We start from the raw sequence: 17013 nt of genomic DNA, 5'->3' as shown, positions 1-17013 counted from the left end.
GCATTGTAGCATAATTCGCCATGGCAAACAAATGAAGCGGCAAGGCTACCTTGGGGCAGCCTTGCCGCTTTTCGTTATGCGGAATAATGTTCGTTCACAATGTGCGCGCAGCGCGGGCAAAGCGTCGGGTGGGACGGATCTTGTCCGACAGCTGGAGTCACCGTCCAGCACCGCTCGCACGTCTCGCCTTCCGCCGGGCGGACGATGACGGCCACGTGGTCGAGCCGCTCGGCTTCGGCCGGCGCGGCGTCATACGGCTCATCGGCGATCGAAAAGGCGGAAACGATGAGAAGCTGGCGCAAGTCGGCATCAAGCGACGCCAATAGCTTCCGCGCCTCGTCTTTCGGGTAGACGATGACGCTGGCCGTCAGCGATTTGCCGATCACTTTTTCATTGCGTGCGTTCTCGAGCGCTTTTAACATGTCATCGCGCACGTCCATAAACGCATCCCATTTCGCCAGCAGCGCTTCTTCGCCGTCGATCGCGATCGGCTCCGGCATATCGGTGAGCTGGACGCTTTCGACGTTTTCTCTTCGATTCGGGATATGCTCCCACACTTCATCGGCGGTATGCGGCAAAATCGGCGCGATGAGCTTCGCCAACGCGACGACCGTTTCATAGAGCACCGTCTGCACGGCGCGGCGGGCGCGCGAGTCGGCCGCTTCGATGTACAAAATGTCTTTCGCCATATCCAAGTAAAACGCGCTCAGCTCGACGGTGCAGAAATGGTTCATCTCATGGTAAACCGCGGCGAAATCGTAGCTGTCATAGGCCTTTTTCACTTTGGCGATCAGCTTGTTCAACTTCGCCAGCATATAGCGGTCGACTTCGCCAAGCTCCCCAACCGGCACGGCGTTTTGGTTCGGATCGAAATCGAACAAGTTGCCGAGCATAAACCGGAACGTGTTGCGGATTTTCCGGTACACTTCCGACACTTGTTTTAAAATATGGTCGGAGATGCGCACGTCCGCTTGGTAGTCAACCGAAGCGACCCAAAGGCGCAAAATGTCGGCGCCAAACTGTTCCATCACTTTCGCCGGCACGACGACGTTGCCGAGCGACTTGCTCATTTTCCGCCCTTCGCCGTCCAAGACAAAGCCGTGGCTCAACACGCCTTTATACGGCGCTTTGCCGGTGACGGCAACGGCGGTGGACAGCGATGAGTTGAACCAGCCGCGGTATTGGTCGGAGCCTTCCAAATACAAATCAGCCGGACGCACGAGATCGTCGCGTTCGACCAACACGGCTTGGTGCGACGAACCGGAGTCAAACCAGACATCCATAATGTCCGTTTCTTTCGTAAAGATGCCGTTCGGGCTCGACGGATGGGTGAATCCTTCCGGCAGCAAGTCTTTCGCCTCGCGTTCAAACCAGACGTTCGACCCGTATTGGCGGAACAGGTTCGACACATGCTCAATCGTCTCATCGGTGATGATCGGTTCACCGTTTTCGCCGTAAAAGACCGGAATCGGCACCCCCCAGGCGCGTTGGCGGGAAATGCACCAGTCGCCGCGGTCGCGCACCATGTTGTGGATGCGGATTTCCCCCCACTCCGGAATCCATTTCGTTTCCTTAATCGCTTGAAGCAGCTCGTTGCGGATTTTATCGATCGATGCAAACCATTGCGTTGTCGCCCGGAAAATCGTCGGCTGCTTTGTCCGCCAGTCGTGCGGATACGAGTGGGTGATAAACCCAAGCTTCAACAAAGCGCCGACTTCCTCAAGCTTCTGTGTAATCGCCTTGTTGGCGTCTTCGTAAAACATCCCGGCAAATCCCGGCGCTTCCTCGGTCATGTAGCCGCGTTCATCAACCGGACAAAGGACCGGAAGCCCATATTTTTGCCCAACGAGAAAGTCGTCTTCCCCGTGGCCCGGCGCCGTATGGACGCAGCCCGTGCCGGCGTCGGTCGTGACGTGTTCGCCGCACACAACAAGCGAGTCGCGCTCATAAAACGGATGTCTCGCCACGACGTATTCAAGCTCTTTTCCTTTGACCGTTTTGACGACCGACCATGCGTCCCAACCGATTTCTTTCGCCACCGATTCCGCCAAGGCGGCGGCGACGACATACCGTTTTCCGCTGACATCGACAACATGGTAATCCAAATCCGGATGAACCGCGATCGCCAAGTTCGCCGGAATCGTCCACGGCGTCGTCGTCCAAATGACGATTCGCTCATCGCCCTCAAGCACGCCTTTGCCGTTTTTCACCGGGAAGGCGACATAAATCGACGGCGAGCGCTTGTCTTTATATTCGATTTCCGCTTCGGCGAGCGCCGATTCGCTTGACGGCGACCAATAGACCGGCTTCAACCCTTTGTAGATGAGCCCTTTTTTCGCCATTTCGCCAAACACTTTAATTTGCTGGGCTTCGTACTCCGGTTTGAGCGTAATGTATGGGTTGTCCCAGTCGCCGCGCACACCGAGCCGCTTGAATTGCCGGCGCTGGTTGTCGATTTGTTCATACGCATATTGCTCGCACCGCTTGCGGAACTCGGCGACGCTCATCGATTTGCGGTCAACTCCTTGCTTGGCAAGGGCCGTTTCGATCGGCAAGCCGTGCGTATCCCAGCCCGGCACGTATGGGGCGCAATAGCCGCTCATGGATTTGTAGCGGACGATGATATCTTTTAAAATTTTGTTCAGCGCATGACCCATATGAATGTCGCCGTTGGCATACGGCGGGCCGTCATGCAGAACAAACAGCGGCCGTCCTTTCGTCCACTCCTGCACTTTCCGGTAAATGTCCATTTCCTCCCATTTTTTTTGCATTTCCGGCTCCCGCTTCGGCAAGTTGCCGCGCATCGGGAAGTCGGTCTTCGGCATGAGCAGCGTTTCTTTGTAATCCATCCTTGCTCCTCCTTCGAACGATAGATTCCAAATAAAAAACCGTTCTCCCCCCGGCAAGGGACGAGAACGGTCTCGCGGTACCACCCTTCTTGGCCATGCAAACGACGCACAGCCCTCTTTTCATTCGTAACGGGAATGACGCGCCATGGCCTACTTGATGTTCGGCATGGAACTCCAGGGTGATGTTCACTCTTGCGCCGATGCCAGGCTTCCACCATCCCCGGCTCGCTGCGACCGGTCGTACAAGAGCTACTGTCCCTTTCATCGTCGATGGCTATTTCGCTATTCATCCTGAAAAAAGCCAACCGCCTCCCACGGCGGCTGATGCGGCGATTTTTGCCAATTATTATAACCGAAACGTCTTCGGTTCGTCAAGGCTGTGACAGCGGTTCTCTCGCCCCTTCTTCCAAATCCGGCGCCTCATACTCCATCAACTCGTCCCAATCGCGGCTGTTGATCATATCGAGCTGGGCCTCGACAAGCATGCGGAAACGGGCGCGGAACACTTTCGACTGCCGCTTCAGCTCCTCGATCTCGAGGGCGATTTTCCGCGATTTCGCTAATGCATCGCTGATGATGCGCTCGGCGTTTTTTTCCGCCTCTTTAATGATCAGCTTCGCCTCTTTTTGCGCATTCCGCTTCACTTCTTCCGCTGCTTCCTGTGCAACAAGAATCGACTTATTGAGCGTCTCTTCAATGTTCGCAAAGTAGTTCAGCTTTTCCGTCAGTTCGGCCACTTTTTCTTCCAGCTGCTTTTTTTCACGGATGAGCATTTCATAGTCTTTAATGACTTGATCGAGAAACTCGTTCACTTCGTCTTCATCGTACCCACGAAACCCGCGGCTGAATTCCTTGTTGTGAATATCCAATGGCGTCAACGGCACAACGGCCACCTCCGTCTCCATCATTCCTTTTCTTCACTTTCATTCGACATGGTTTGCCGATTTCCTGCCGTCATTTGCTTATTTTTGTCGGCCAATCTGAACGAGCCAGCGCTCTTTTTTCGTCGGCCCTTCCACCGAAAACAGCTTGCAGCGGCCAAAACCGCGCGCCGACAGGACATCGCCCGGTCCGCAGAGGAAATCCGGCTTGTCCACCACCTTCCAGTTGACTTTGACAAGCCCGCTTTCAACAAGCGCACGCGCTTTCTCGCGCGCAAGGCGAAACACCTGAGCGAGCACAGCATCGAGCCTTAGAGAAGACACCGTGACCGTTCCTTCCTCCCACGTTTCGGCAAGCGGCATGGCTGCCGACAACGGAAGCGGCTCAAGCGCAACCGGAGCTTTGCCGATCGTTTCGACATGCAAGCGGACGTAGTCGGCGACTTCAGCAGCAACAAAAAACTGAATTTCCCCATCCCGAATGAGAATATCGCCAAACTTGCCGCGCCGCAAGCCAAGCGACATCAGCGCCCCCAACACGTCGCGATGTTCAAGGGAAACGAATTTCGCCGGATAGCGGACGGCAAACAGTACAATGCCATAATCCTCTTCCTCAGGGTCGATATACGGCGGAGCGAGAAACACCCGCTTCCGCTCGACAAACGGGGCGCCGCCGAAAAAGAACGCGCGCACATCTTCCGCACCGCCGGCGATGCTTTGCACGATTTGCTGCTCGCGCGGATCGAGAAAATCGGTCAGCTTCGGAGCGTACTGACGGCTCACCATCTCCTTCCACTCGAGCACTTGATCAATGAACGGATGTTCCTCTTTGCGAAAATGCTGATACAGCTCCACTCGACGTCACCTTGCTTTCATGGAAGAAAGGAACCCACAACGGATTCCTCTCTGCGAGTTTCGCCCTTCCGCCTTTTTGCCTGCCGGGCGGAGAGCGGCGGCGCCGTGCGCGCAAAACGAAGTTAAAACTGCGACTGAAGAATGTCGAACAGGGCGTGAAGCCCTCTCGTCGCGAATTCAAGAACGATAAACGCGACGATTGGGGAGACGTCAATGATGCCAAGCGGCGGAATGACCCGCCGAAACGGCTCTAAATACGGCTCGCAAATAGCGGCCAACATCTGTCCGAACCGCGTTTCGCGCGCATTGGGAAACCATGACATTAAAATATAAATGATCAGCGCATACGAGTACACTTGAATCACTGTCGTCAAAAACGTGAGTACATAATCCAACAGCTACCACCTCTTCATCGGTCTGTCATCCTCGCCGTCGAGCGAAATCGAGCCGCTGACGTCGACGTTTTCCGGGGTGCATAAAAAAATTTTTGTGCCGACTTGCTGAATGTCGCCGCCAATGGCGTACACCGTGCCGCTTAAAAAGTCGACGATCCGCTTCGCCTGCTCATGCTGGATGCGCTGCAAGTTGACGATGACCGCGCGCCGGCTTTTCAAATGGTCGGCGATCTCCTGCGCCTCCGCATACACCCTCGGCTCAGCAAGCACGACTTTCGCCGATTTTTGCACGCTTTGCAGGCTGACGACGTTCGCCTTGCCTGCCGTCTTCGGCAGCGCCTCTTCTTCCGGCTGTGGCGCCTCATATTCTTCTTCATAGTCTTCGTAGTCTTCTTCTAAAAAATAATCACGGAATTTTTTCATCAATCCCATCCGGTTTCACCTCCTACAATGATCCAACAAGCGCGCTGCCTATGCGCACAAACGTCGCTCCTTCCTCAATAGCGATCGTGTAATCGTTTGACATGCCCATTGACAGTTCGGTGCATGGCGCATGGGCCATTCCCATCGCCTGAACGTGTTCCTTCAGCACTCGCAATCGGCGGAAGCAAGCGCGCAATACCGCTTCGTCGTCCGTGTGCGGCGCCATCGTCATCAATCCGACGACTTCGATGCGCGAAAAGGCGCGAAGTTGTTCAATAAACGGAATCGTTTCTTCGGGGGCGAGCCCGTGTTTGGTCACTTCCCCCGACACGTTCACTTGCACAAAACATTTTACTGGCCGCACCGCCCGTTTTTCAATTTCTTTCGCGAGCGACAAGCGGTCGAGTGAATGAATGTAATCGACTTTATCAATAATGTCTTTGACTTTGCGCGACTGAAGCGTCCCAATGAAATGCCACGTCGCTTGATTTCCGATCCGTGCATGCTTTTCAATCAATTGGTCGGAGCGGTTTTCGCCGAGGTCGGCAATGCCGGCGTCAAGCACCTCCATCGCCCGCTCGGCATCGACATATTTAGTGACCGCCACGATGCGCACGCCGGCCGGATCGCGGCCGACGCGAGCGCAGGCCGCCTCGATTTCTCGGCGAATGGCCGCCAAGTTGTCGCGCACCGTCATGCCGTCTCCTCCCTTCGGCCGATAAACGCCAACATCCTTCCAGTCGTTCCGCGGTCGCGGCGATGGGAAAAAAACAACGCTTCCTCACAGCTTGTACAGCGTTCTGACACATAAATATGGCTGTTCGGAACGCCAGCCGCGATCAACTGAAGCCGATTGGCTTCCTTTAAGTCGAGCGCATATTGCCCTGGGCTTGTTTCCCGCCATGGCAACGGGCTTTCCGGAGGAATCGTCGGGCGCAGACTGTCCACGACACGGTCGTCAACCGTATAACAGCACGGACCGATGGCAGGTCCGATGGCAACATAGATGTCGCTCGGCGCGATGTGTTCGCGCGTTTGCCAAAGCCGCACCATGTGACCAGCGATGCCGCCGGCCGTTCCCCGCCACCCGGCATGAGCAAGGCCGACTAACCCAGCAGATGGCGCCACAAAATAAATGGGCACACAATCGGCAAAACAAAGCGCGAGCAACACCTCCGCTTCGTCTGTATACAACCCGTCGACCCCTGGAACCGCCGTGGCGAAATCTTGCGCTCCGTTCCCCCGTTCGTTTTTCGTCACCTTCCGAATGTCGGCGCCATGCACTTGTTCACAACATACCCATCGCTCAAGCGGGAATGAGAGCCATTGCGCCAAACGCCCGCGGTTGGCGACAACAACCGTGCGATCGTCGCCGACGTGCAGCCCCATATTCAGCGAAGCGAACGGCCCTTTGCTCTCCCCGCCATGTTTCGTCGTCAATCCAGCGACGGCTCCAGCAAACGGAGGCGCACCGCAGCGGAGCCAGCCGCGGGCTTCTTGTTGAAAAATGTCCGGCATTCGCGTCAACCTCACGCTGTTTTTTGTAGTTTTTTATCACTTTTTTTCCTATTTTATCATAGTTTGTTTGTCCATGATAACCTTTATTTATGATTTTGTCGAAACATTGCCGCAGAAATTGTCCAACCCTTATTGCCGCCCGAAAACCGCGCTGGCGGCATAGCCGATCTGCCCACGAAAAGCGGAAAGGTCTGCAACATCGTCCTGCCGCGTTGCAAGCGACGGGGCCAATCGTTGCACCAGCCGTTTAATCGGAATCATGAAGGCGGACTAAAATAACATCGGCTCCGATTTTGACGATGTTCTGCCATGGAATGACGACCGCCTCTTCGCGGCCGAACAGCCCGAGCATCTTTCCGGCGCCTAAAATAATGAGCGAGCGGATTTTTCCAGTATCTAAATCAATATCAATGTCCCCAATATTGCCAAGCTTCTTCCCATTGGCTACATTGACGACATCTTTCGTCTGAAATTCGGAAATTCTCATCACGGTTTTTCTCCCCGCCTTTCCTCTCTCCCTCTTTTTCATCTATATGAAGCCAAATGTGCAGTTATGTGCCAAAGAAAAAGGCTGCACCTGCAGCCTGTCATACTTGGATGTTTTTATTCATTTGCCGGATCGCCGCTTTTTCGAGCCTCGACACTTGCGCTTGGGAAATGCCGATTTCCTCGGCCACTTCCATTTGCGTCTTTCCTTGGAAAAAGCGTTTACGGATGATCATTTTTTCCCGCTCATTCAACCGCCGAAGCCCTTCCTTCAAGGCGATTTCTTCGATCCATTGGCTGTCACGGTTGCGCTCATCGCTCAGCTGGTCCATCACATAAATCGGGTCGCCGCCGTCGTTGTAAATCGGCTCAAACAACGAAACAGGATCTTGAATGGCATCGAGGGCAAAAACCACTTCCTCATGGGCGACGCCGAGTTCTTTGGCAATTTCCTCGGTTGACGGTTCTTTCGCCGTCTCGCTCATGAGCCGCTCTCGCACTTGCAACGCTTTGTAGGCGATGTCGCGCAGCGAGCGCGAAACGCGGATCGGGTTGTTGTCGCGCAAATAGCGGCGGATTTCGCCGATGATCATCGGCACGGCGTAAGTGGAAAACTTCACGTTTTGATTGAGGTCAAAATTATCAATCGATTTCATAAGTCCGATGCAGCCGACTTGAAACAAATCATCGACAAATTCGCCTCGGTTGTTGAAGCGCTGAATGACGCTCAACACGAGGCGCAAGTTGCCGTTTACTAATTTTTCTCTTGCCTCCAAATCCCCCTCATGCATCCGTCGAAACAGTTCACGCATTTCCTCATTTTTGAGGACGGGAAGCTTCGAAGTGTCTACGCCGCAAATCTCGACTTTGTTCCTCGTCAAGTTGTTCCCTCCCATCAGGAGATGCTAAGTCGTCAGTTTTCAGTATCTCCTTGGAAGGGAAAAATATGCACAGCCTGTCCGACGCGGAAAAAGCGGCGGAATTTCGCTCCCGCCGCCCGCTACATCATTTTATTGAATTCTTTGCGCAACCGTTTAATGATCCGCTTCTCGAGCCGCGATATGTACGATTGCGAAATACCGAGCAAATCAGCGACGTCTTTTTGCGTCTTTTCTTCGCCGCCGGAGAGGCCAAAACGCAATTCCATAATTTGCTTCTCGCGGTCGCTCAGCTGGCGCAAGGCGTTTAAGAGCAAGCGCCGGTCGACATCCGCTTCCAAATCTTTCGTAATCACGTCGTCATCCGTTCCCAACACGTCGGAAAGCAACAGCTCGTTGCCATCCCAGTCGATATTGAGCGGTTCATCAAACGACACTTCCGCCCGCACTTTGTTGTTGCGGCGCAAATACATTAAAATTTCGTTTTCAATGCAGCGCGACGCGTATGTCGCCAGCTTGATCTTCTTCTCTGGGTTGAACGTGTTGACCGCCTTAATGAGGCCGATCGTTCCAATGCTGATCAAATCTTCAATGTGAATGCCGGTGTTTTCAAACTTGCGCGCAATGTAGACGACAAGACGCAAATTGCGTTCGATCAAAAGCGATCTTGCCGTGTCATCACCGGCGGCGAGCCTGGCAATCAGCTGCTCCTCTTCTTCTTTTGTCAGCGGCGGCGGGAGGGCTTCGCTGCCTCCGATATAATAAATTTCATCCGCCTTCAGGCCAAGCTTGGCCAAAAGCTTATACAGCCAGTTCATGAAGCGAAGTTTCCATTTTCTCATGAAAATCCCCCTTCTAAACGGATCAAAAGTGAGTATGATATACTAACAAAACCTACGAAGCGGTCAGCTTTCTTCCCGCCTGCACCATTTTCGGATGGACGATGCAGTCGTACTCCCCATCCGTCGACAGCGGATCAGCGCTTAGCGCCACAAGCCCTTGCGCTACTTCCAACCATTCGTTTTCGTACCGCAGCATAATGCGGTCTGGCTTAACCGCCGCCATCATTTGTGAACCGCTGCCGACCGCACGGTACGGAATGAGACGGAGGCGATGGACCCACCGCTCCGGCGGGGAAGCCAGCATCATGGGAGAGCTGAGACAACCCAGTAGCTCCTCAGGAAGCACGGCCTTTGCTTTTTCCTGTTCGACTACCATCACCGGCGTTTTTGTCAACGGATCGACGAGCTGGTTGCCGCTGTCAATCAAGCCGCGCAGCATAAGCGGCCGCCCGTCCCATACGATCTTGACCTCAATGATATATTCAAACCGCAGTTTTTTTTCGCGAATCGCCTCCACCCTTCGGCGAGAAAAAAGCCATAAAACCGGAAACCCGATGACAACAAACAGCCAACTGACCGGATCGCCCGCTCCGGGATGATGCATGAGAAGCATTCCTTGGCGGACGGACAGTTGGTGCGCGAAAACATAATGAACCGCCAGCATGCCGCCGCCGACGGCGAACGTGGCAAAGTAAAACGCCAGCATATTCTCAAGCAAATAGCGCGGGCGCTTAAACCCGAAGGCGGCCCACACGATCAACACGGAAACAGCTACTTTTACCAACGGGTGCTGGGCGATGGCGGAAAACGGGGTAAACAGCAATATGACAAGCAGCGAACCGATCAACGCCCCAGCCAACAGACGCCACCAGACGATCGGCCGCTTGAGCATGAGCGCCGTCAGCCAAAGAAGCAACGCGTCAAAACAGACGTTCAACAGCCAAATCACATCGAGATAGACGACCAACCGTCAAGCCCCTCCCCCGCCCATATCGGCTTTGTCTGAAACAAGTATATAGCACCTTGCGAGGGAAAGTCTGTCAATCGGTGGCGGTGAAAAAGGAGATGTTTTGTCAAAACAGGGGGAACCACGGCGGATCAAATCGGCCGGCACGAAAGCCTAGCCCGCCTTCTCTTTTTCGCCCTTTCGTTGCGAGAGAGCGGGCGGCCAACGCGAGAAGTTTTTGGTCCTAATCGGAAAAGCGAGGCTGTCTCAAAAGATCGTCTTTCTTTAAGAGAGATACAATATATTGTTTCACCAAAGTGCTTCGTGCACGTTCGTGCATGCATCTTGTGATGAAGAAAGGGTGTCCCGTTGCTTTTGGGACACCCTCGTTTCGCCATCTAGCGGCGGCGGTTGCGGTTGCGCAAGAAAGCGGGAATGTCAAGCGGATCTTCTGCTTGCCCCGAGCGGAGCGCCGCATAGTCTTGTATCGGCTCTTCGCGCTTCTCCCGCTTTGGCGCCGGCGCCGCTTTCGGCACAGTGCCGATGCCAATGCGCGGCGGCCGCGGCTGCGAAGCGACGTTTTCGTTGAATCCGGTCGCAATGACCGTCACGATGATCTCGTCCTTTAAGTTCTCATTAATAACGGAGCCGAAGATCATGTTCACTTCTTGGTCGGCCGCCGAAGCGACGATGTCGGCAGCCTCCTGCACTTCGTACAAACTTAAGTTCATGCCGCCGGTGATGTTCATGAGCACCCCTTGCGCGCCGTCGATCGACGTCTCCAACAGCGGGCTGGAAATGGCTTTTTTTGCTGCCTCAGCAGCTCGGTTTTCGCCGCTGGCGATGCCAATCCCCATCAATGCCGAACCTTTATTCGACATGATCGTCTTCACATCAGCGAAGTCAAGGTTGATCAACCCCGGCACGGCGATCAAATCGGAAATGCCTTGCACCCCTTGGCGCAGCACATTGTCCGCTTCGCGGAACGCCTCAAGCATCGGCGTATTTTTGTCGACAATCTCAAGCAATCGATCGTTCGGAATGACGATGAGCGTATCGACCGCCTCTTTCATGGCGGCGATGCCGCTTGCGGCCTGCGTCGCCCGCTTGCGCCCCTCAAACGTAAACGGGCGCGTAACAACGCCGACCGTAAGCGCCCCTAACTCGCGCGCAATTTGGGCGATGACCGGGGCAGCGCCAGTTCCCGTGCCGCCGCCCATGCCAGCGGTGACAAACACCATATCGGCGCCGCGAAGCGCTTCTTCAATTTGCTCTTTGCTCTCCTCAGCTGCTTTTTTTCCAACTTCTGGGTTTGCCCCCGCGCCCAAGCCGCGTGTCAGCTTCGCCCCGATTTGCAGCTTGATCGGCGCCTTCGACAAGTTGAGCGCCTGTGCATCCGTATTGACCGCAATAAACTCTACACCTTGCACCCCATGCTCAATCATCCGATTGACGGCGTTGTTGCCGCCGCCCCCGACTCCAATCACCTTGATCGTTGCCAACTGATCGACTGTTGTCTCAAACTCCAACATGGCCAAATCCTCCTAAAATTTCAATCTCTATTCAAAGAAAGAACCAAAAAATCTCTTGACCTTCTTCCCAAAATGGTCTTCTTTCTTTTTCGGTTTCGACTGCTGTTTTGGCGAGGAGCGCTCGACCGGCTCCACCGCAACGGCAACCGGGACCGTTTTCCCTTGCAGCTGCGCCTGCCGGTAGGCGAACTTGAGCAAGCCAACGCCGATCGTATACTGCGGGTCGCGCACACCGATATAATCCGGCATGGCAATGCGGACGCTCGTCCCTAAAACGACGTGGGCCAGCTCAAGCAACCCTGGCATATTGGCGACGCCGCCGGTCAGCACATAGCCGCCGGGGAGATCGCGAAACCCGAGACGACGCACTTCCTGCTGAACCATTTGCAAAATTTCTTCCAGTCTCGCCTCAATAATATCGGCGATCTCCAGCTGGCTGAACTGCTGGTGTTGATCGGTGCCCATGATCGGCACGCTGAACACTTCTTCCTCCGAAGCGTAGTCGTAAAATGCATGTCCGTGCTTCAGTTTGATTTTTTCGGCATCGTCCGTTGTCGTCCGCAATCCGATGGCCAAGTCTTTCGTAATGTGCTCCCCGCCGACCGGCAGCGAAGAGACAGCTTGCAACGTCCCTTGCTCAAAGACAGCGACCGTTGTCGAGCCGCCTCCCAGGTCAACGAGCGCCGCCCCCAAATGCCGTTCGTCATCGGACAGCACGAGCGAACCGGCCGCCAGCGGCTGAAGACAAATATCGCTGATTTCCAAGCCTGCCCGCTCCACACAGCGAAGAAGATTATGTAATACCGTCTTCGCACCAGTCACCATAGTGCCTTCCATTTCCAAGCGGACGCCGAGCATGCCGCGCGGATCATGAATGCCGTCCAACCCGTCGACGATAAACTGGCGCGGAACGACGCCGATGATTTCCCGATCGGGAGGAATAGAGACAACTTGCGCGGCATCGATGACGCGGGCGACATCTTCATCGCTGATTTCCCGGTTTTCGCTCGCGACGGCGACAATGCCGTGGCAGTCATGGAGCTGAATATGGCTGCCGGCCACCCCGACGATCACACGGCGGATCGATAAACCGACCATCCGCTCCGCTTGCTCGACGGCCCGTCTGATCGACTGCACCGTTTTATCTATATCAACAATCGCCCCTTTTTTGAGCCCTTCCGCTTTGACATTGCCCACCCCGATAATATTGATGGAGCTGCCTAGCATTTCCCCGATGATGACTTTCACGCTCGATGTTCCGACATCCAGGCTAACGACGATCTCATTGCTGCTCATTTTTTGGCATCTGCCTACTAAAAACGCGCCGGTGCCGGCCGGCGTTTCAGTAAGCAGCGACACCTCCTTTTTCGGCTGAAATTTCCCATCTCTTTGTCTATTGGTCTATGTCTAGTTTGCGAGTTTCGCAACAACACTATATTTTGTTTTACCCTATATAATTCAACACGCGAAAACACTTTCCCTGTCTTTTGCCTAACTTTTTTCGCGATTGTACCGCCGCTTGGCCCACTCAGCAAGCCAAAGGCGGCGGATGATGGCAATGTTTTGAAACAAGCGGACGCCGAAGGCGAACACAGCCGCTAAATACAAGTCTACACCAAGATGCACCCCAAGAAAAGTTAAAGTTGCGGCCAGAACAATGTTGAAAAAAAACCCGGTTATAAATACGGTTTCGTCGTACGTCCGCTGCAGGTGGGCGCGCCATCCTCCGATTAATGTATCAAAGGCGGCCAAAATGGCAATCGACAAATAATTGGAATATTCATCGGGAACTTCCCAGCCGGCGAAAACGCCGATGGCAAACCCAAGAAGCAATCCGAGAAGCGGAAGCCACATGCTATTTCTCCTCCTTGCCGCCGTTCGCTGTCTCCATGTATTTCACATCAGGGCGGCTAGCCGCGGGCGGAATGACAACGAGCGGCTGGGGCTTGGATATTGACAGCTCCAAGTTTTCCACGGCGAAATCATCGCGGATCGGCGAAACGGCGAGCCCGCTGTACAGCTTGTCCGCATCATCGGCGATTGCTCTCACTTCGACTGGCAGCCTCACTGAGCGGCTCCCGACTTTCGTTGCGCCATTGACATCGCGAATGGCCGTCCGGTTCGTCAGTCGCTCACCGTCGATGGCGATTTCTTTCGCCCCGTATTTGTTCAACTCATTCACTAACCGTTGCAATAGCTCGGGCGATACGGCGGCAACGGCCGGACCAACGTAGCCGGCCGCCGAAAGCGGCGCGATCGTCAACACGAGACCGCTTCCTCTCACTTCTGTCAGCCCGGCTTCTTCCCTCAGCTTCGCGACTGTCGCTTCAAGCTCTGTCGCGCCGCCCGCCTCGTGTTCCCGCCGGTAGCGGCGCAATGTTTCCTCGTAACTCTCTAGCTCCTCAAGCAGCCGTTGTTCAAGCTTCTGCTCTTTTGTCAAATCGGCGCGCAACTCCCAAATGTCGCGCGTGTCGCGTCCTTCCGGATGCAGCGTCGTCCGAAGCCCGACGGCCAGCATCACACCGAATATGGCAGCTACGCCGGCAAAATAGAATCGATTTTTCCGTTCCAATGCGCTTCACCGCCCCTTTCCGCCCGTTTTACGGCTCGGGCGCAAACACCGGATCCAACACGATCGCTCCTTGCTTTTCCACTTTTACGTCGATATGGTCTTCGACAAGTTCGTCGACGATGCCGCCGGGAAGCTCTAGAGCGGACATGAGCACGTCCGGATTGCCAATGGCCGAAATGACAAACGGAGCGGCATGCTGCGTTCCATCGACCTCAATGACTGGGCCGTTGCAGACGATGTATGAACGGTGGGAAATGCGCTGCCCATTAATAGCGACCGCTTCGGCGCCGGAAATGAGCAACTCGTGAACAACTTTCCATACGTGCTGTTCATGAACGATATAATTGGTAGCGCTCGCTTCAGAGGGGATATAAGAGGAATCGGAAAGGGTGACTGCTACACCTTTCCCTTTCACCCTCGCTTTTCCGACATGCATGCGCAGCTGTTCCGCTTCTTTTGCCAATCCGGCCTCGTTCTCCTGCTCCTCGGCCAGCTTCTTCTCCCACGCAGCCAGCTCCTCCTGCTTTTTGACAAGCTGCTGCTTGAGCGACCGGTTTTCTTTTTGCAAAGCAAGAAGCGCCGAGCGATATTCGTACTCTTTTTTCCACTCGCTGTCGCTCCATTCGCGGCGGGATGCTTCGTTTTTCGCATGTTGGTACGAGAACCCGAGCATGGCGCCGAAGATCAAGCAGATCAACGTCAGCAGGAGGCGGCTACGGGCTTGTCGTTTCATCGCCATCCTCCTTTTTCGGGGGGGAGTAAGGAACAAAATAGCTGCCGACTTCCAAATGAATGACTCCTTTGACGTTTCGGTCAAGCGCGGCGGCAATCGCAGGATAATGCGACAGCTTGTCCGCAAATTGCCGGATTGTCGCGCTTACTTCATAACCGTCATTCATGTAGACGATGACGCGGTCTTCATATTCCCTCGTCGGCTTGTAGTGAATTTCCGACATGGCGCCCAGCACGGCCGCGGGCAGTTCGGCGAGCTGCCCCGTCATTTCAGCAATGGCGTCGCCGTCTTTCCAGCCGACAAGCACCGGCGCATCGCTTGGCGCCGTCTTCGTCCCTTCTTGCTTTAACAGCCGCCCGTTTTCAAGCAATGGAAAAAACGTTTGCCGGTCATACACATAAGCGATTCGCCGCCATTCGCGGACGTGGATGGCGATCGTGTTCGGCAGCTGTTTTTCCACTGTGGCCTCCTTAATTTCTGGATGGCGAGTGAGCTTTTTTTCCACGTTTTGTTCATTCACTTTCCAAAAGCTTGTCCGCTTCGTAATGCCGCTTAAGCTGATGATGCGCTCCGCTGTGAGATGACGGTTGCCGCTCACTTCCACATGCCCGACAGCGCCAAGCGGCGACTGGAAGTAAAGGACGCACAAAATAAATAGAAAAAAGAAAGATAAGTACGCAATGAGCCGGCGGTTCGCTTTCTGGCGGCGCCGCTCCTTCAGTTTCGGCACGCGGTCCTCCAAGACGACGACTTTTCCCTTTTCCATCGCATTCCCCGCTTTCTTCTTCAAAGCCCGCGCTGAAACGACCGGTATAAAAACAAACGGCATCCGCTGCCGTTTCTTTGTTTTTGCACTTATTTTCATTATATCACAAATGAATGCAAGAGAGAGCCTGTTTTTATCGCATTTGCCGGCACCGTTCGACGATGGGCTGCGTTCGAGAGACGCCAAAAAAACGGCGGACATCCGCCGCTTGCCTAATACCGGGCATGCCTGCTGATATTAAGCAGCACGCCGATGGCCATCAACATCAACGTCAGCGACGATCCGCCGTAGCTTAAAAACGGGAGCGTGATGCCGGTAACGGGCATCAGTCCCGTCACAACGCCGATATTGATCATCACTTGAATCGCGATCATCGAAATAATGCCAAGCGCCAAAAAACTTCCGTACAAGTCAGGGGCGCCAAGGGCAATGCGCACACCGCGCCAAAGAAGAAGAGCAAAGAGCAGGAGAACGAGTGAACCACCGATAAAGCCGAGCTCTTCAGCTAAAATGGCGAAAATAAAGTCGGTTTGCGGCTCCGGCAAGTAAAAAAACTTTTGTCTGCTCTGCCCGAGCCCAAGGCCGAACAAGCCGCCCGGCCCAATGGCGTACAGCGACTGGATGATTTGAAATCCGCTTCCAAGTGGATCTTCCCATGGGTTTAAAAACGATGTAATCCGCTTGATTCGATATGGAGCCGACAGGATGAGGGCGGCAAGCCCAGCGAGCCCCAAAACGCCAAGCCCGGCAAAATGGCTGAGACGGGCGCCGGCGACGAAAATCATCGTCACGCACGTACCAACCATAACGGTGCCCGTTCCTAAGTCCGGCTGCAGCATAATCATGCCGAACGCGGCAAACACAAGCAAAAGCGCCGGCAACAGTCCTTGTTTAAATGACGTAATTTTTTTTTGGTTTTCCGATAAATATTTGGCCAAAAAAGCGATCATAGCCAGCTTCATAAACTCGGACGGCTGGATCGAAAACGCCCCGACGCCGATCCAGCTGCGCGACCCGTTGCGAACCATGCCGATGCCGGGAATGAGCACAAGAACGAGCAGCACAAAACAGACGCCAAGCAGCACTTTCGACCAGTCGCGCCACACCCAATAATCGATGTTCATGACAAAAAACATAGCGATAATGCCGACGCCCGCAAACAATAGCTGGCGCTTGGCGAAGAAAAACGAATCGTTGAATTTGTATTCCGCCCAAATGGCGCTCGCGCTGTACACCATAATAAGTCCGATGGCCAAGAGCGAAAACGTCAAAAGAATGAGCAAAAAATCCGGCGCAGACTTTTTCCGCGGCAATGCCCAACACCTCTATTTTTGTAA

At 54.4% G+C, this 17013-nt stretch carries 18 protein-coding genes and 1 other annotated feature; all 18 genes read right to left on the bottom strand.

The annotated features are described in order from the left end of the window. Nucleotides 1-74: 74 nt before the first annotated feature. The 18 genes from ileS to spoVE all read right to left on the bottom strand — a co-directional run bounded on the left by ileS (nt 75) and on the right by spoVE (nt 16989). The gene (gene ileS, locus GT3570_RS05375; protein ID WP_062898515.1) at nt 75-2849 is read right to left on the bottom strand and encodes an isoleucine--tRNA ligase; all 2775 of its coding nucleotides are present in this window, start codon (nt 2847-2849) and stop codon (nt 75-77) included. A gap of 53 nt (nt 2850-2902) precedes the next feature. Next, nucleotides 2903-3123, bottom strand: a binding site (T-box leader). 97 nt (nt 3124-3220) lie between these two features. Then, a complete protein-coding gene (locus tag GT3570_RS05370; RefSeq protein ID WP_011230635.1) occupies nt 3221-3733 on the bottom strand; it encodes a DivIVA domain-containing protein in 513 nt (170 codons plus the stop codon). A gap of 78 nt (nt 3734-3811) precedes the next feature. Continuing rightward, nucleotides 3812-4585, bottom strand: a complete 774-nt coding sequence (locus GT3570_RS05365; protein WP_033025037.1) for a YlmH family RNA-binding protein — start codon at nt 4583-4585, stop codon at nt 3812-3814. Between the two features lie 122 nt (nt 4586-4707). Continuing rightward, nucleotides 4708-4980, bottom strand: coding sequence for a YggT family protein (locus GT3570_RS05360; RefSeq protein ID WP_011230633.1), 273 nt, complete (start codon nt 4978-4980; stop codon nt 4708-4710). 3 nt (nt 4981-4983) lie between these two features. Beyond that, entirely contained in the window at nt 4984-5412 is a 429-nt protein-coding gene (locus GT3570_RS05355; protein ID WP_011230632.1) for a cell division protein SepF, read from the bottom strand. A 13-nt stretch (nt 5413-5425) separates the two neighbouring features. Continuing rightward, nucleotides 5426-6100, bottom strand: a complete 675-nt coding sequence (locus tag GT3570_RS05350) for a YggS family pyridoxal phosphate-dependent enzyme (protein ID WP_014195381.1) — start codon at nt 6098-6100, stop codon at nt 5426-5428. Next, a complete protein-coding gene (gene pgeF, locus GT3570_RS05345; RefSeq protein ID WP_062898514.1) occupies nt 6097-6921 on the bottom strand; it encodes a peptidoglycan editing factor PgeF in 825 nt (274 codons plus the stop codon). The genes GT3570_RS05350 and pgeF overlap by 4 nt, the downstream gene beginning before the upstream one ends. A 247-nt stretch (nt 6922-7168) precedes the next feature. Further along, the gene (locus tag GT3570_RS05340) at nt 7169-7411 is read right to left on the bottom strand and encodes a YlmC/YmxH family sporulation protein (protein ID WP_025039063.1); all 243 of its coding nucleotides are present in this window, start codon (nt 7409-7411) and stop codon (nt 7169-7171) included. A 97-nt stretch (nt 7412-7508) separates the two neighbouring features. Continuing rightward, nucleotides 7509-8288 carry an RNA polymerase sporulation sigma factor SigG gene (gene sigG, locus GT3570_RS05335; RefSeq protein ID WP_011230628.1) on the bottom strand — a complete coding sequence of 260 codons (780 nt, stop codon included), beginning with the start codon at nt 8286-8288 and terminating at the stop codon, nt 7509-7511. 119 nt (nt 8289-8407) lie between these two features. Then, nucleotides 8408-9127, bottom strand: a complete 720-nt coding sequence (sigE, locus tag GT3570_RS05330; RefSeq protein WP_011230627.1) for an RNA polymerase sporulation sigma factor SigE — start codon at nt 9125-9127, stop codon at nt 8408-8410. A gap of 52 nt (nt 9128-9179) precedes the next feature. After that, nucleotides 9180-10094, bottom strand: coding sequence for a sigma-E processing peptidase SpoIIGA (gene spoIIGA / locus GT3570_RS05325; RefSeq protein WP_011230626.1), 915 nt, complete (start codon nt 10092-10094; stop codon nt 9180-9182). A 377-nt stretch (nt 10095-10471) separates the two neighbouring features. After that, nucleotides 10472-11605, bottom strand: coding sequence for a cell division protein FtsZ (ftsZ, locus tag GT3570_RS05320; protein WP_011230625.1), 1134 nt, complete (start codon nt 11603-11605; stop codon nt 10472-10474). Between the two features lie 27 nt (nt 11606-11632). Beyond that, nucleotides 11633-12901 carry a cell division protein FtsA gene (ftsA, locus tag GT3570_RS05315; protein ID WP_031205778.1) on the bottom strand — a complete coding sequence of 423 codons (1269 nt, stop codon included), beginning with the start codon at nt 12899-12901 and terminating at the stop codon, nt 11633-11635. Between the two features lie 195 nt (nt 12902-13096). Next, the gene (locus GT3570_RS05310; protein ID WP_011230623.1) at nt 13097-13459 is read right to left on the bottom strand and encodes a small basic family protein; all 363 of its coding nucleotides are present in this window, start codon (nt 13457-13459) and stop codon (nt 13097-13099) included. A 1-nt stretch (nt 13460) separates the two neighbouring features. Beyond that, on the bottom strand, nt 13461-14177 hold the full coding sequence (locus tag GT3570_RS05305; RefSeq protein ID WP_011230622.1) for a DUF881 domain-containing protein: 717 nt from the start codon (nt 14175-14177) through the stop codon (nt 13461-13463). Between the two features lie 28 nt (nt 14178-14205). Further along, entirely contained in the window at nt 14206-14910 is a 705-nt protein-coding gene (locus GT3570_RS05300; RefSeq protein WP_011230621.1) for a DUF881 domain-containing protein, read from the bottom strand. Further along, entirely contained in the window at nt 14891-15676 is a 786-nt protein-coding gene (gene divIB / locus GT3570_RS05295; protein WP_011230620.1) for a cell division protein DivIB, read from the bottom strand. Before divIB ends, GT3570_RS05300 begins: the two co-directional genes overlap by 20 nt. A 212-nt stretch (nt 15677-15888) precedes the next feature. Further along, nucleotides 15889-16989, bottom strand: coding sequence for a stage V sporulation protein E (gene spoVE / locus GT3570_RS05290; RefSeq protein ID WP_011230619.1), 1101 nt, complete (start codon nt 16987-16989; stop codon nt 15889-15891). Nucleotides 16990-17013 lie beyond the last annotated feature (24 nt).

The organism is Geobacillus thermoleovorans (genome assembly GCF_001610955.1).
Taxonomy (GTDB): domain Bacteria; phylum Bacillota; class Bacilli; order Bacillales; family Anoxybacillaceae; genus Geobacillus; species Geobacillus thermoleovorans.
The sequence above is the reverse complement of the archived record's forward strand: the minus strand, read 5'-3'. Positions and strand labels throughout refer to the sequence as shown.